The following is a 16,216-nucleotide window of genomic DNA, read 5'->3' as shown; positions in this document are numbered from 1 at the left end:
CGTGTATAGCTAGCCTAGAGCCTACACGTATTATTGCAGGCTGAGCACTTTAGTGATTTTGGCGCATAGCGTGGCCAAGTCTTGGTCGCTCATAATATAAGGCGGCATGGTGTAGACCAGCTTGCCGAAAGGCCTAATCCACACCCCTTCATCCACCAATTGTTTTTGTATGCTGGCCATATTCACGGCCTGCTTCATCTCTATTACCCCTATAGCCCCCAATACCCGCACCTCAGCCACCTGCGCTAAGTCTTGTGCTGGGCTTAAGCCTTTTTTCAGTTGCTGCTCTATATTGCCGATCACTCGCTGCCAAGGCTGTGACAGCAATAGCTCTATGCTGGCGCAGGCTACCGCGGTGGCTAACGGGTTACCCATAAAGGTGGGGCCGTGCATAAAGCAGCCAGCTTCGCCTTGGCTGATGCCAGTGCTGATTTTTTCGGTGCAGAGGGTGGCGGCCAAGCTTAAATAGCCGCCGGTAATGGCCTTGCCCAAGCACATAATATCGGGGCTAATATTGGCGTGTTCGCAGGCAAACAGTTTGCCGGTGCGGCCAAAGCCGGTGGCGATCTCATCCAGTATTAACAGCACATCGTATTCGTCGCAGAGTTCGCGCAGGCGTGCCAAGTAGCCGGGGGAGTAAAAATGCATGCCGCCAGCGCCTTGCACTATGGGTTCTATAATTACCGCTGCTAGTTGCTCTTGATGCTGCTCCAGCGCCGCTTTCATCTCGGCGATATGCTGCTCTTCAAAAGCTTCATCGAAACGACACTGCGGCTGGGCAACAAAGTGATGTTGCGGTAACACATCTTGGAAAATATGGTGCATGCCGTTTACTGGGTCACACACCGCCATCGCACCAAAGGTGTCGCCATGGTAGCCATTGCGCACGGTGAGTAATTGCTTCTTTTGTTTGCGACCTATGGAGTACCAATATTGCAGGGCCATTTTAATAGCCACTTCTACAGCTACCGAGCCGGAGTCGCTGATAAACACCTTAGTTAGCGGTGCTGGGGTGATATCTACTAGCAGCTTGGCCAGCTTGGCGGCGGGGGGATGAATAATGCCGCCAAACATCACGTGGGACATCTCGTCTAATTGTGCTTTTGCCGCTTGATTGAGTACTGGGTGGTTGTAGCCGTGTATCGCTGCCCACCAAGATGACATGCCGTCGATGAGCTCTCTGCCATCGGCCAGAGTTAAGCGCACGCCTTTGGCGGAGACCACAGGATAGCTGGGCGGGGCGTCGGTCATAGAGGCATAGGGATGCCAAATGTGATCCTTGTCTATGGCTAAAATTTGTTCGGTGCTGAGCGCGGAGCTGGACATAAGCTGGCCTGTATTAAGAACGTGTTAAGGGCGTATTGATAAGCTGTAGATAGTATATTGAGAGTAAGGCCACTATTGTAATGAAAAGCCGGCAGTAACCACAACGAAAAGCCATCAGCTGTGTATAATTGCCCGATGATAACTAGCGCCCCGCAACAAACTCCACAAGCACTGCTACAGCAACTCTATGGCTACGATAGCTTTAGATGCGATCAGCAGGCGATAATTGAAACGGTCATCGCCGGTGGCGATGCCTTGGTGCTGATGCCTACCGGTGCGGGCAAGTCTTTATGTTACCAGCTGCCCGCTATTATCAGGCCGGGTGTAGGAATAGTGATTTCGCCCTTAATCGCGCTAATGCAGGATCAGGTTAACGCCATGTTGCAATTGGGTGTCTCGGCGGCCTATTTAAACTCTACCCTCAGCAATGAGCGGCAGCGGGAAGTGGAGCAGCAGCTTAGGGATGGCCAGCTGGATTTACTCTACGTCGCCCCCGAGCGCTTAATTCAAGAGCGCACCCTGCAATTATTATCCCAGTGTCAGTTGGCGTTATTTGCCATAGATGAAGCCCACTGCGTTTCGCAATGGGGCCACGATTTTCGCTCAGATTATTTATCACTAAGCCTGTTACACGATTATTTTCCACAGGTGCCCAGAGTGGCCTTAACTGCCACTGCAGACGTGCGTACTCGCCAGGAAATTATTCAGCGCTTAACGCTGCAACAGGCGCAGCAATTCGTCGGCGGCTTTGACCGACCCAATATACGTTATGCCATCACCGCCAAAACCAATGCCCGCAAACAGCTATTAAGTTTTTTAAAAAACCGCAAAGACGAAGCGGGCATCGTTTACTGCCTGTCGCGCCGTAAAGTGGAAGACACCGCCGAGTGGCTGAGCAAGCAGGGCTATAATGCGCTGCCTTATCACGCGGGTTTACCGGCGCAGTTGCGTGAAACCCACCAAAACCGTTTTTTGCGGGAAGACGGTGTCATCATCGTCGCAACGATTGCCTTTGGCATGGGTATAGATAAACCCGATGTGCGTTTTGTGGCGCACTTGGATTTGCCCAAAAGCATAGAGGCTTACTATCAGGAAACCGGCCGGGCCGGGCGCGACGGCAATGATTCCGAAGCCTGGATGGTGTACGGTTTACAAGATGTGGTGCGCTTGCAGCAAATGCTGGCGCAGTCCCAGGGGGCGGAACAATTTAAGCGGGTAGAGCGCCACAAGTTGGACGCCATGTTAGGCCTGTGCGAAGTCACCACTTGCCGCCGCAAAGTGCTACTTAATTATTTTAATGATGAGGCGCTAGAGCGTTGCGGCAACTGCGACAATTGCCAAATACCCCCCGAAACGTGGGACGCCAGTGTCGCCGCGCAAAAAGTATTATCCACCATTTACCGCACCGGTCAGCGTTTTGGTGTGGGCCATATTTTGGATGTATTGCAGGGCAAAGAGAACGAAAAAATTACTCAGCACGGCCATCAACAACTCAGCACCTTTGGCATAGGTAGGGATATTTCCGAGCCGCAGTGGCGCTCGGTAATACGCCAGTTAGTGGTACGGGGTTTATTGCGGGTGGATGTAGAAGGCTATAGTGCTCTGCAACTCACTGAGCAGTGTCGGCCCATCTTAAAAGGCGAGCAAAGCCTGCAGCTGCGCAAAGATGATTTAACCGTTACCAGCAGCAAACGCCAACAAACTAAAACCGATGTGCCGGTAGAGCATGAGGCCCTATGGAATGCACTACGGGATTGTCGCAAGCGTTTAGCTGATGAAAATAACGTGCCCCCCTATGTGGTGTTTGGCAATAAAACCCTGCGCGATATGATTGAGTATAGGCCTATGTCACAGGCTGACATGTTAGCGATACACGGTGTCGGTGACAGTAAACTGGAAAAATACGGTGCAGAATTTATTGCTGTTATACATGAATATGCCGAGGCGCTATAAGCAGTGGCTTTTGATTACGCCATTAAACGCCAGCGCCGCAAAACCATGGCCCTGCATGTATTGGAAGATGCCAGCGTAGAAGTGCGAGTGCCCAAGTGGTTGGCCAAGCGGGAGATAGAACGTTTTGTTAGCGAGCGCCGTGACTGGGTATCGCAGCAACAGCAAAAGCGTCGTTCGGTACTGGCTAAAAAGCCGGGTTTTCAAAGCCATGCGATGCACCCTTACTTAGGGGAAAGCTATCCCTTGCAAATCAGCGCTGCCAGTAAAAATAGCGTTAGCCTGCAAGCGGGCCAGTTTAAGGTGTCGGCCACGCTGCCGCAGGATGAAGCGCATATTAAAAAGTGCTTAACTGAGTGGTATAGGGGGCAATCCAAGACTTTTTTTGTTCAGCGTTTACAGTTTTATTTTCCGCAATTACCTATAAACAAAAAATTTCCACAATTAAAGGTTCGAGTGATGAAGCGGCGCTGGGGTAGCTGCTCTAGCGTGGGGGTGGTTACCCTTAATGTAGAGTTGATGAAATACCCGCTAGCCTGTATCGATTATGTGGTGGTGCATGAGTTATGCCATATGCTAGAGATGAACCACAGCCGCCGGTTTTATCACTATCTAGCGTCTATATTCCCCGATTGGCGCCAGCGCGAGCTTTTGTTAGAGCAATTAGCACAACAATAATGGCGGCAAAGTCAAGATTGCGGCCCCGCAGCAATTTCAGTAGCATCCCAACCCGTAAATAAATGCTTAATAGAGAAAGGTTGTTTTATGTTGGTTAGGTATGTAATGAAAAAAGTGCTATTGCCTATAGCGTTGCTATTGCTAGCGTTATTAGTGGCTTTATATTTTTACTCTCCCGAGCCAGAACCCTTTGATGCCACCGAGCAATTTGACCAACGCGCGGCTGCACTAGTGAATGTATTGCCAGACTTTAGTCAATATAAATCGGTGCGTAAGAAAAAAGCGGCTTTTTTTGCTTTTATGTTGCCTATGATAGAGCTGGAAAACGATAGATTAATGCGCCGTCGAGACCGCTTATTAGAGCTGCAGAGCAGTTTGCAGCAGGGCAATAGCTTATTAGCCAGCGACAAACAATGGTTAAAGAAGTGGGCAAAAAAATACAATGTTGATACCGATGGCTATAAGCCTAAGCAAATTATTGCCCAGCTAATCATTCATGTGGATACCATACCAGCGTCCTTGGCCTTGGCGCAGTCAGCCAACGAGTCAGCCTGGGGCACGTCGCGCTTTGCGGTAGAGGGTAATAATTTATACGGCCAGTGGTGCTTTTCAAAAGGTTGCGGCATGGTGCCCAATGGCAGGCCGGAAGGCGAAAGCTATGAGGTGGCCAGCTTTGATACGCCCCTGGATTCGGTGGTGAGTTATATGCATAACTTAAATGCCTATAGCGCCTATATAGAGTTACGTGAGATCCGCACAGATTTACGTGCTAAGGATGCGCCTTTATTAGGCAGCGTCTTGGCCGAGGGGTTAATGAGCTATTCCACCCGCGGTGAAGAATATATTAAAGAGCTGCGACAAATGATTAGAGTGAATCGTTTGAAGCAGCACGATCAGACGGTGGCCTCGCAGCCTTAATCTAATATCCAGCTGCCGTCATCTTGTAGGCGTATCCACGGTTTTGAATACCAATAATAACGATTATCCCCGGCGGGCAGGGTGCAGTTGTAACGCGAGCGCCCGGCGGGGATGCTAACATTACTGCGCACTTCTACGGTATTGCCTTGCCATAGTGTTTCTAGTCGTCCACCTGGACCATAGCATTGAAATAAGTCGTTATTCACTTTTTGCTTAAAGGCTAGGGTGAGGCTGGGTTGGTTTTGCTGCGCCGTTAAGGGCGTGGGGCTGCTACTTATTTCTATGGCCGGTAAGGCCTTGCTATGGATTTTCACGACAAAATCATCCAACTTACTGTAGTCACCGGCAATGGGGTAACGGGGTATGCTTTGCAGGTCGGTGTATTTTCCTACGGCTCCGGATTGCTGGCCAAAAGCGCTATAGCCCATGTCCTTAAGCAGTTGTTTTAAGGTTTGATTATGCTCGCCATAGGGATAGGCAAATAGTGTATGGCGGCTGCCTATTTGTTCTTCTATACGCTGCTGTGCCTGGTTGATTTCTACGCGTATGCGCTGTTGCCATTGCTCGCTATCTTCACCGGCTAAGCGGTATAGCATATGGGGGTGGTTAACGGTGTGATTGGCTATGGTGGCACCGTTGCGGCTCATCTCTAATAATTTTTGCCAGCTCAATTGTTTGTTGAATTGTTTATCGACAGAGTCGGTAGTGACAAAAATAGTAAAAGGCAGTCCGCGTTTTTTTAGCCTAGGGTAGGCTTCGGTATAAACCGACTCATAGGCATCATCAAAGGTAATGGCCAGTACTTTATCGGGTATGTTTAGGCCTTCAATATAGTGTTTCATTAATAGCGGCAGTGGCCATACGCTGAATTCATTGGCTTGCAAATAATCTAATTGTTGCTCAAATTGCTGGGGGCTGACGCTGGTAATGGCCGGGGTGCTACTGTCTACATGATGATAGAGCAATATAACCGCGCTGCTGTTATCCGCATAGCTAGGTGTAGTAATCGTTAGGCTAAAAAAAGCGATAAGGCTGAATAAAAAATGTTTAATAGTCACGGTTCTCTCTTTTGCGTTGTTGCCGCTGTACGCTGGCAATATATTGCTGCAGTTTGTTTTTGTGTAAGGGTTTATTAATCATGAGCTCACCTCCCACTACGCTGTGGGGGTGGCCTGCCTGTATTAGGTAGTTGTTAATGATACGAATACGGCAATCGATGCTATAGCCGCTGGGTAAGATAATAACAACGTCATCTAAGTAGCGAATATTGCTTAATAGTGTTTGTACATTGTCACTGAAGTACAGCTTAATACCTTTGTTTGAGATGTTAGATATGCGCACTGACTGCATTGCCGGTTCGACATCGTTTAAGCGTATCCGTAAGTCGCGCTCACTATCCACGTAAACCCGGTAGCTATTGCGATTGTGGTTATGGCCCAGTTCCTTGGGCAGCTCTAGTAAATAGCTAATATTGCCACGGTTATTGTGGCGCTGAATAACACGGGTATAAAAATTTAGCTGCTGGCCTACACTGTAGCTAATAAGTTGTATCGTGGTACCGGGTTTTAAAGTTTGCGCTGGGGTGGGGAATAAGTCATCAATTAATAGCTCATGCTGCTCTTGGTCAATATGTAAAATCAGGCTTTGGTAATCTGCTGCCTGCAGTTTGAGCTTGATGCTAACGGCTTGGTGGCTGTTACATAGCTGTTGCAGGCGGGCATAATGGCTTAGGGTGCTGGCGTTAGGTTGATGGCCTATTAGCCAAGCTAGCAGCTGTTTAAGTTGTTTTAACATAGTGCACCATAGTGCATGAACAGGGTTGTCATTAGCAAGACAGCGGTATGATAAAAGCGGATGCTGACAGTGACAATACGCCAATAAAAAGTAAACTTTCTATATTCTAGCCGGTAATTTTTTAAAAATGATCTAAGCTGTTGAATACTAATAAATAACAATGCTGGGGCGCTGCGTGATAGTGGCCCGGTAATCAACCCTTACTCAGGTGAAAATAATAATGCAACAAGCCGTTTATGACAGTTTAAGCCAACAGTTAGAGAAAAAGATCTTGGCGCAGTCCTTATCCCTGCCTATGTTGCCGCAGGTGACCATCAATGTGTTGAACCTAGTGAACGATGTTGATTCCGATGCGGCGGCACTGTCGCGTTTAATACAGAGTGATCAAGCCTTGGCGGGCCATGTTATGCGCATAGCCAATTCGGCGGCTTATAGCCCAGCCGCGAAAATGACCTCCCTGCAGCAGGCTATAGCCCGACTGGGTATGCAGAATATTGCCGAAATTGCGATGGCGGCGACGTTGGGCCCGAAACTGTTTGTGGCCCCCGGTTTTGAGCAGTTGATCAAAGACTTGTGGGTGGCTTCACTGTCGGTTGCGGTATGGGCCAAGGAGATAGCGCGCAAAGCCCGTAAAAATGTTGAGTCTACCTTTTTATCGGGCTTATTGTTTCAGATAGGCCGTCCCACGGTATTACAGTCGGCTCTGGAGTGCGCACAAGAGTTAAAGCTAGAGCTGGATGTCGATACTGCCCAGCGATTAATTGACCGTTATCAACAGCAGGTAGGTTTACTACTGGCCGAACGCTGGCAGCTGCCGGCAGCGGTGGCAGAAACCATGGCAAATATAGATAGCAGTGAGGCTCAATCACGGTCGCAGGATGTTATTGATGCTATCAGAGCTGCCAGAGTGTTTACCCAAGCGGTCATAGTCGACGGCGACTGTGATGTGCAGGCTTTAGCCAGCCATACGCATGTGGTTGCGATGAATTTATATGCCAGTGATGTAGCGCAATTATTGGAAAAACTGGATGATATCAATGAAACCATAGAGGCTTTAAAACTGTGAGTAGCGAAAACCAGTACGACATTATAATAATAGGCAGCGGCCCGGCCGGACAAAAAGCGGCAGTGCAAGCAGCGAAGGCTGGCAAGCGGGTCGCTATGATAGAAGCCGATAAAGTCTTGGGGGGAGCCTGTGTTCATAGAGGAACCATACCCAGTAAAACTCTGCGGGAAAATGCGCTGCGCATTGCTCATTTACGCGACCACGCCGAGTTATTTTCATTTTCACTGCGCCCCGATACCGAAATGGCCGCGCTTATAGACAATATGCACGCGGTTATTAGCGCCCACGACGAATACATACATAAACAAATCAGCCGTAATAAAATTAACCGTGTGCATGGCCGAGCTAGTTTTGTCGACAATAAAACACTCACTGTTGATGTGCCCGGCGGCGAACCTGAAATTTATAAGGCCGATTATTTTGTTATAGCCACCGGTTCTATACCCAGGCATGTCGATAATATAGAAGTGGATCACGAATATATTTATGACAGTGATTCGATACTGTCTATGATGTATTTACCGCAAACATTGACGGTCTTGGGTGGCGGCGTTATTGCTAGTGAATACGCCTCTATCTTTGCCAGCTTAGGCGTGCGGGTAACCATGATAGATCGCTATCCCCGGCCCTTAGGGTTTTTAGATGCCGATTTAACCGACCGCTTCGTACATGCTTTTGAAGCCAGTGGCGCGCAATTTATACCCAATGTAAATGTGCAGCGGGTTTATTGGGACGGTGTTTCTCAGGTTATTACCGAATTAGAAGGCGGGCGCATCGTACGCAGCGAAAAACTATTATCGGCGGCGGGCAGGGTAGCTAACGTTGAGGGCCTGTGTATAGAAAATGCCGGCCTATCCTTAAGCGAGCGTGGTATTATCCCGGTTGATAAGCATTGTAAAACCGTGGTTGATAATATTTATGCGGCGGGCGATGTTATAGGGCCGCCTTCTTTGGCATCGGCCTCTATGGAACAGGGTAGACGAGCCAGCTTGGGCGCACTGGGCATAGACCTAGGTGAAATGACTGATATGATACCCTCAGGTATCTATGCTATCCCCGAATTATCCACGGTAGGCATGAATGAGACTCAGGCCGGCGAAGGCTACGGTGATATTATCGTGGGTTATGCCCGCTTTGAAGAGATAGCCCGCGGCCAAATTTCCGGTGTGCAGGACGGTTTGTTAAAAATAATATCCTGCCCCAAAGGCAAAAAGATTTTAGGTGTAGCCATAGTGGGTGAGGGTGCTACCGAGCTTATACACATAGGCCAAATGGCGCTGTTGTCGAATATGGAAGTGGATGGCTTAGTAGAAAATATTTTTAACTTCCCCACCTTAGCAGAGGCCTATAGGGTAGCTGCATTGCATATAGTGGGGCAGCGGTCAGCTCGCTAACAAGACAGGCTTAAAGGTTCTCGTTTTTAACTAAAAACCAGCACTTTTGCTGGTTTTTTTATGAATAGAAATTGATAGATGGCAGTGATGGGTAAGTATGAAGTATAGCTACGCAGCGGTTTTACTAGTGGTTTTATCGGGATGTGTGGCCTATGCCGGCCATCAATTAGACCAGCGCTTTGGCGAACCGCAAGTGCGAGACAGAGTGGTTAGTGAGCCTGCTAGCCTAGAGTATAGGCGCGATGTGAAATCTATACTCGATAATCGCTGTGTAGTGTGTCACGGCTGCTACGATGCTCCCTGCCAATTAAAGTTATCCAGCTTCGAAGGCATAGATAGGGGCGCGACGAAAGATAAGGTCTACGATGGTAGGCGTATCTTGTCCAGTAATCTTAGCCGTTTATTTATCGATGCCGATAATACCCGGCAATGGCGTGACAAAGGCTTTTACCCCGTGCTGAATGAGCGTGAGCAATCGCCACAAAACAACCTAGATGGCAGCCTAATGTATAGGCTGTTAACGATGAAGCAGCACCGGCCCTTGCCCGAAGTAAAACAGCTGGGGGCAGAGTTTGATTTTAATTTAAATCGGGATCAGCAATGCCCAAAAATAGAAGAAATCGATAGCTTTGAGCGCAATTATCCGCAATGGGGTATGCCCTATGGTTTACCGGGTTTAAATGCGCAGGAGTTCAATAAGCTTAAATTATGGTTACAACAGGGTGCGACGGTGCGCGATAGGGTAGCGCTTAGCCCCGAGTATCAAAATAAACTGCTGCTATGGGAGAGCTTTTTAAATGGTGATAGCAATAAACATAAATTAAGTGCCCGTTATATCTATGAGCATTTGTTTATCGCTAATCTCTATTTTCCCGACTTACCTGCCGGTGAGTATTTTCGCTTAGTACGCTCTGCTACTGCTAGCGGCGAGCCCATACAAGTTATTCCTACACGTCGTCCCTATGACGACCCCGGAGCAGCACCTTTTTACTACCGTCTGCAACGCGTTGATGGCAGTATTACCGCTAAAGAACATATGCCTTATCGGTTAGATGCAGCACGCATGATGCGCTGGCATCAGTGGTTTATTAAAGCCGATTATCAAGTGGCTGAGCTGCCATCCTATAATAAAAAGCAATCGGCTAATCCCTTTATTACTTTTGAACAGTTGCCTATAAAATCACGTTATCAATTTATGTTAGAAGAGGCTGCTTTTACCATTAATGGTTTTATTAAAGGGCCTGTGTGTCGAGGCCAAATAGCCTTGAATGTCATTGATGATCATTTTTGGGTGTTATTTGTCGAGCCAGATGAAACGCTAATGCATAATGTTGAGCGATTTCTCAAACATGAGTCGGAGGTGTTAGGGTTTCCTGCAGAAAAAAGTAGCCAGACCTTGCCGTTATTAAATTGGTTGGCCTACTCCAAAAGCGAAAGCGAATATATCAAAGAAAAAGAAAGCTTAAAGAGCCTGTATTTATCTAAGGGTAAAAAACTCGACCTTAACTTTATTTGGGACGGTGATGGCGACAATGACAACCTGGCGCTAACTGTGTTTAGGCACTTTGATAGCGCTACAGTTAAAAAAGGTTTGCTAGGTAAGCAGCCAAAAACTGCCTGGCTCATTGATTACCCTTTGTTAGAGCGTATACATTATTTGCTGGTATCGGGCTTTGATGTTTACGGCAATACCGGCCACCAATTACTCACCCGTTTGTATATGGATTTTTTACGCATGGAAGGGGAGCGTAACTTCCTAAATGTTTTGCCATCAGCTGCTGCCAAAAAAGAGTTGGCCTTTTGGTATAGGGATGAAGAAGAGAGTGTGCAGCAGTTTATTGATAACTTGGCTTCCGGCAATGATGAAAATTTAGCTATAGACTATCAAACCGATAACCCTAAAGCAGAGTTGTTTGAGCTAGTACAGCAACGGGTGGGTAATAAGTTATTGTCAGAAGATAAGCTTAACCGGCCAGTAAATACTGCCGTTGAGTCATCTTATATGGCCGCTATGCAAAGACTGGCTAATTTTAATGGCGCTGCTATTAGCTACTTACCCGAAGTATTATTGATTCGAGTGCAAAGAGATAACACTGAGGACGAGTTATATACGCTGTTAAGCAACCGTGCCCGCAGTAATGTGCTGACCTTATTACGCGAACGGTCAACGCTGATGCCTAAGGAGCAAACCGTTACCTTGGTGCAAGGTGTGGTAGGGGCATATCCTAATATATTTGTACAAGTGCCAGAGCGGCAGATAGCAGATTTTGTTGCCGAGTTCACCGCTATTGATAGTGAACAAGCATACCGCAAGATGTTAGACAGCTATGGTGTGCGTAGAACATCGTCACAGTTTTGGCCCTATAGCGATTGGTTGCATAATTATTACCAACGCCGAGAGCCTATAGGGTCAGGTTTGCTGGATTATAACCGTATAGAGAATCGCTAGCAGGGTGCTAAGCGCCTATGTGCATAATCACCTGGCGCTGACCCGTGTAGTGCCTGTGTTCCCACAAATAAATGCCCTGCCAAGTGCCCAGCGCTAATTGCCCGTCCATAAAAGGTATTGAAACGCTGGTGGCGGTAAGGGCCGCTTTTATGTGGGCCGGCATATCATCTGGCCCCTCTAAGGTGTGGGTATATAACGAGTCGTTTTCTGGCACCAGTCGGTTTAGCCAGTTTTCCAAATCGTGTTGGGCACTGGCGTCGTAGTTTTCCTGTATTAATAAACTAGCCGAGGTGTGTTGAATAAAGAGGGTGCACAGGCCTTCATCGATATTACAAAGGCTGAGCTGTTGCTGCACTAGCGGAGTAAAGGCCTGTAAGCCTTGGCCGTTAACTTTTATCGATAATTTTTTAATCATGCTCTGTTTTGGTAAACCATAATTCGGTGCCGCAGAATTTGCAGAAATGGGCGTCTTGTTCGTGGCCGGCGCGCTCGCAATTGCGGCAGGCGTAGGCCGCGCGCTCTTTTTTCATTTCATTAATGAGTTCAGCGCTTAATATACCTGTGGGCACCGCGAGTATGGCATAGCCAGTTAACATGGCCAGCGAGGCAATAATTTGACCGGGTACCGTATGCGGAGTGATATCGCCATAACCCACTGTGGTAACGGTGACTATGGCCCAGTAAATACTGGTAGGAATATTATCAAAACCGTATTCGGGGCCTTCTACGACATACATTAGCGAGCCGTAGAGAGTGACGGCGATAGAGATGGAAAATAAAAATAGGTAAATTTTTCTTCTGGCCATAAAGATGGAGCGCATTAGCACATGGCCCTCATTGATATAGCTAAATAGTTTTAAAATTCTAAAAATACGTAATAAGCGTAGCAATCGAACAACAATTAAAAAGTTAGATGCTGCAAAAATTAATGACAGGTAAGTGGGGATAACCGCGAGCAGATCAACGATGCCATAAAAGCTAGTGGCATAGCCTTTAGGGTTGGGTGAGCAATACAAGCGAGTAAGATACTCTAGGGTAAAAAGGATGGTAAAAAACCATTCTAAGGTGAACAGTAGATTGGGGTATTGCTGGTGGTAGCCGTCTACAGAGTCTAATGTGACACATACAACACTAAGTAAAATAACCCCTATCAGCACTAAATCAAATGCACGCCCTGCTAAGGTTTCGGTGCCAAATATAATGTTATACAGTTTTTCTTTGGTGGTCTGGGGGCTCATTTTTATATGCTTCATAAATGCCAAGGCGGGCGGATGTGGCCTTGGCATTCATTATGGCGTAATTTAATGGCGATTATAAGTCTGAATCACCGAAGTCGAATTCTCCTTTAATAATTTTAGGGTAGCCGCATATGGCTCTGGATGTTTGTAGGCCTGCCATGGTGGCGGCTTCTACACAGCCAGCATTTAAGCCCGTTTGTATCCAGTCACCAGTAAAGTAGATATTAGTAAAGTCGCTGATTTTGGTATTAATGCGGTGTTTACTGCTATCGACTAGCGATTGCACGTAACGCTCTGAGGGGTTGATGTTAGAGCGCCAGTACTGATCTTGAAAACGCTGTTCGCCCTGTAGTTGATTGGGGGAGGTAAGCACCTGCCAGTCGAAGCTATTGGGGGTACCAGCATTGGGCCATAGGCTATAAAGCTCGTGTTTGATTTGTTGTAGGCAATTATGCTGCACCTTGTCTTTGCAGCGTTGGGGGAAATCATAATCATCTTTAGCCGGTATTTCGCTAATGTTTTGCACGCCACAATAATAGGCCACGTTTTTCGGGTCTAGTTGCAGGTCGCTCCAATCCTCTTTATCTAGCAGTTGATTCATGGCGGCCCAGGTGTCTACCGGTTCGGTCCATGAGGTCATCACCGGTTGTTCTCCGGTATCAGAATAATGCTGCCAACCTAATTCGGGTAGGCTGGAGTTAGTCCACAGTTGATAGGCTTGAGTAACCACGGTTTTAACCTTTTGATGGCAGGTGGCTAAGGCGGGGCTGTGCTGCAGTAGCTGCTGGCAATTATAGGGCAGGCCGCCTATGGACATGCCGTGTATCACCAAGTCGAAATCTTTGCCTTTTTCTAGGATGGTTTGTGGCAGCGGTTTGCCGTAGTGTTGCTGATAAACGCTGGGCCACTCGCTCCAAAAACTTTCTAAGTCTATTTGGTTTTCTTGTAGCAACTGCGCCTGCTTAGGCACGATTTGTGGGTACAGCGGTGCGCTGGGCCAGCAGCCTATGCTCTTAACATTCACCAAGGGGTGATAGCCTTCTTCGCCGTCCACTAAATCTACTTGCCGATTGATGCGTATTTGCTGCACGGTGCTGGGGTCGTTAGGGTCTAGGATTAACTCATCCACTGCGTGGAAAAATTTAAATTTAACGCCACGCTGTTTTAATAATTGATAGTAGGGTGTAAAGATGGTGTCGCCCATGCCGGCCTGCATCTTCCACATAATACTGCCGTTGTAGCACAGGCCTATGCGTAGCATACCTCTAAGCATGGTGCCGGCTTCGACATTGGCTTGATTAATATCGCCATCTTCAAAGGCGAAGATTAAATCATAGAGCGCGCGCACGGTGGTGGATTGCACGGTGTAGGTTTCATTGGCGCCGTTGCGTCGCAACCACTCGCGAAAATCCAGGTGGTTAATAACATCGTAACCGTCGTGAATAATATCGTCGCGTATCATGCCAGCGACTACGGTAATGCCCAGATCTATGCCTATAAATAGATGGCGTATAGTGGCGTTGTCGTTGAGGTATTCGCTAGCTTCCTCTTCCAGCCATTCTTTAATTTCCTCCAATATATGTTTGAGTAGTGAGCGCTCAGATATTTTTTGTGCCGAAATTTCGTCCGGTAGGGATTCGATAAAATTATGCAGGCCGCTGACTACGCTCTCTATATCATCATGAGCCTCTTTGATTTCATCGATTATCCAGTCGTCCAGTGATAACAGCCTAGCTTTTAAGGATTTCGGGGTTTGTTTATTGCGGGCTTTTTCTACGCTCTCTACTCGTTTTATTTCCTGGCGTATATCGCCTAGCCATTCGTGTATATAGGCATAAATGGTACGGATTAATTTCCATGCGCTGACCGACTCGGTGCCTATCCCTGGGTTGCCGCCAGTGGTGGGGAAGTCCAAACACCAGGGTGTCCATTCATTATTAAAGTGCTCCATATTCACCACGTAGTTGTGGGGCTTAAAGGCATCTTGCCAAGTGCGCAGGGTGCTACCTTCGGGGCGATTGAGTACGGTGTAGGCCTGCTGTATATATTCAAAGGCGTTTCTATAAAAACCAAACCATATATGCAGGCCGTGCTCCTCTATGCGTTCACCCATGGCGCTGTTGCGGCCGCTGGCGCCTTTGCCGCCTATGCGCCAGCCTTTTTGGTATAAGGTGATATCGTATTTATCTTGCCAGCCGGGTTGGTTGGTCAGTGCCATGGCAGCGGTGCAAGAGGCTACGCCGCCGCCTAAGATGGCGATTTTTTGTTTGGCGGCTATATGGCTGTTATTCACCAAGGTTTCAGCGGCGGGTACGGTAAAGCCAAAGTCCATCCAGAAATTAAACACCGAGCTTTGCGCACCTATTTTTACCCCCAGATCCTGAGCAATGGGTAGGCTGTCTACTTGTTCAATAGTCACTTCATAGTCGCCCAGCAGTAGGCCGCCTGCGGTAAAGCTGTTGATGATGGCGGGGGCTTCAACTATGGCTTGATAAGCGGCTTTTTGGCCATCGCCGTTAGGTAATTGCCTGAGGAATATTTGCGCCAGCTTGGGTTGAGTGAGGTCGCTAAGGATTTCTTTAAAGCCGTTAATGTCTGGGCGGTATAAATGAGCACCATCAGCTAGCTCAAAAATTCCTTTAATGGCATCGACGAAGTCATCCCATTGTTCTACCGGCGCTTCGCCTGGCATTAGGTTTTTTATGCTTAGCGCTTGGTTCCACTGAGATTGGGTTTCGGGGGAGTAATGTTTAAAGCTGTTCACCGCGGCACTAAAGTAGTCGGGTGCCTGGTGTTGGGGTAGGGTGATGTCGGCGATGGTTTTGGGGTAGCCGTAGATGTCGCGGCCGTTAACCATGGCGATGGGGCTGTTAACCCATATATAGGGGGTGTACCAATAAAAATCATCTAAATATTCTTTGCCGTTTTTGGTGACTATGTTGCCCACGGGTACCCAGAAGCACACATCATTTTCTACCCCCCAGCCTTTGTTAATATCCTCTGGTGATGAGGAGTAGCATTTTTGTATATTGGCAAAGGTGAGCATCACATAATTAGAGAGGGGCTTAAAGTGATAGCGGCCTGCGGCTGCGGCGTTGAGATCTCTATCGATGCATTTTTGTATGGCTTCCAACTGACCCTCAATAAAAAATCCATACATCTTGGTGTTTTGTTGTTGAAAGGGGGGGTGGTCTAGCATATCGCCGCCACGGTAAATAAAAGAAGGTGCGTTTGAGTATTCCATGAGCGGTTATCCTTAGAGGCTCTATGCCAACGATTCTTATTAGCTGCGCTATATAGATTAGGCGCGTATCTAAGGCTTTGCCAGTTAGGGGTAGTTGCATTGGCCTTAATCGCTAGCTGGCATATACTGTTGGCCTAAAGATAAAAATTATACATTTGG

General features: G+C 47.7%; 12 protein-coding genes. 6 read left to right on the top strand and 6 right to left on the bottom strand.

Annotated features, from left to right (window positions below):
* Positions 1-30: 30 nt before the first annotated feature.
* Positions 31-1,326 carry an adenosylmethionine--8-amino-7-oxononanoate transaminase gene (gene bioA, locus B067_RS0104925; protein ID WP_019528952.1) on the bottom strand — a complete coding sequence of 432 codons (1,296 nt, stop codon included), beginning with the start codon at positions 1,324-1,326 and terminating at the stop codon, positions 31-33.
* Positions 1,327-1,461: 135 nt separating this feature from the next.
* Between bioA and recQ the strand changes: the two genes are divergently transcribed.
* The 3 genes from recQ to B067_RS0104910 all read left to right on the top strand — a co-directional run bounded on the left by recQ (position 1,462) and on the right by B067_RS0104910 (position 4,872).
* Positions 1,462-3,279: a DNA helicase RecQ gene (gene recQ, locus B067_RS0104920; protein ID WP_019528951.1), complete on the top strand. Its 1,818-nt coding sequence runs from the start codon at positions 1,462-1,464 to the stop codon at positions 3,277-3,279.
* Between the two features lie 3 nt (positions 3,280-3,282).
* Positions 3,283-3,954: a M48 family metallopeptidase gene (locus tag B067_RS0104915; protein WP_019528950.1), complete on the top strand. Its 672-nt coding sequence runs from the start codon at positions 3,283-3,285 to the stop codon at positions 3,952-3,954.
* A 105-nt stretch (positions 3,955-4,059) separates the two neighbouring features.
* Positions 4,060-4,872, top strand: coding sequence for a glucosaminidase domain-containing protein (locus tag B067_RS0104910; protein WP_019528949.1), 813 nt, complete (start codon positions 4,060-4,062; stop codon positions 4,870-4,872).
* Here the strand turns inward: B067_RS0104910 and B067_RS0104905 are convergent.
* On the bottom strand, positions 4,869-5,930 hold the full coding sequence (locus B067_RS0104905) for a polysaccharide deacetylase family protein (RefSeq protein ID WP_019528948.1): 1,062 nt from the start codon (positions 5,928-5,930) through the stop codon (positions 4,869-4,871). The two genes, B067_RS0104910 and B067_RS0104905, sit on opposite strands and share 4 nt — an antisense overlap.
* Positions 5,920-6,666 carry a flagellar brake protein gene (locus B067_RS0104900; protein WP_019528947.1) on the bottom strand — a complete coding sequence of 249 codons (747 nt, stop codon included), beginning with the start codon at positions 6,664-6,666 and terminating at the stop codon, positions 5,920-5,922. Before B067_RS0104900 ends, B067_RS0104905 begins: the two co-directional genes overlap by 11 nt.
* A gap of 220 nt (positions 6,667-6,886) precedes the next feature.
* Between B067_RS0104900 and B067_RS0104895 the strand changes: the two genes are divergently transcribed.
* From B067_RS0104895 to B067_RS0104885, 3 genes are all read left to right on the top strand, one after another.
* Complete coding sequence (locus tag B067_RS0104895; RefSeq protein WP_019528946.1) at positions 6,887-7,732, top strand: HDOD domain-containing protein; 846 nt, start codon at positions 6,887-6,889, stop codon at positions 7,730-7,732.
* On the top strand, positions 7,729-9,126 hold the full coding sequence (gene sthA / locus B067_RS0104890) for a Si-specific NAD(P)(+) transhydrogenase (RefSeq protein WP_019528945.1): 1,398 nt from the start codon (positions 7,729-7,731) through the stop codon (positions 9,124-9,126). The genes B067_RS0104895 and sthA overlap by 4 nt, the downstream gene beginning before the upstream one ends.
* Positions 9,127-9,223: 97 nt before the next feature.
* A complete protein-coding gene (locus tag B067_RS0104885; RefSeq protein WP_019528944.1) occupies positions 9,224-11,575 on the top strand; it encodes a fatty acid cis/trans isomerase in 2,352 nt (783 codons plus the stop codon).
* Between the two features lie 7 nt (positions 11,576-11,582).
* On the opposite strand, the gene B067_RS0104880 is transcribed toward B067_RS0104885, so the two are convergent.
* The 3 genes from B067_RS0104880 to B067_RS0104870 form a co-directional block, all read right to left on the bottom strand.
* Positions 11,583-11,990 carry a secondary thiamine-phosphate synthase enzyme YjbQ gene (locus B067_RS0104880; protein ID WP_019528943.1) on the bottom strand — a complete coding sequence of 136 codons (408 nt, stop codon included), beginning with the start codon at positions 11,988-11,990 and terminating at the stop codon, positions 11,583-11,585.
* Positions 11,983-12,813 carry an ion transporter gene (locus tag B067_RS0104875; RefSeq protein WP_026244421.1) on the bottom strand — a complete coding sequence of 277 codons (831 nt, stop codon included), beginning with the start codon at positions 12,811-12,813 and terminating at the stop codon, positions 11,983-11,985. Before B067_RS0104875 ends, B067_RS0104880 begins: the two co-directional genes overlap by 8 nt.
* A 73-nt stretch (positions 12,814-12,886) precedes the next feature.
* On the bottom strand, positions 12,887-16,057 hold the full coding sequence (locus B067_RS0104870; RefSeq protein WP_019528941.1) for an NAD(P)-binding protein: 3,171 nt from the start codon (positions 16,055-16,057) through the stop codon (positions 12,887-12,889).
* Between the last annotated feature and the right edge of the window lie 159 nt (positions 16,058-16,216).

It is taken from the genome of Dasania marina DSM 21967 (assembly GCF_000373485.1).
In the GTDB taxonomy this organism is placed as follows: domain Bacteria; phylum Pseudomonadota; class Gammaproteobacteria; order Pseudomonadales; family Dasaniaceae; genus Dasania; species Dasania marina.
Note: the sequence above shows the minus strand (reverse complement) of the source record. Positions and strands in the feature narration are given on the sequence as shown.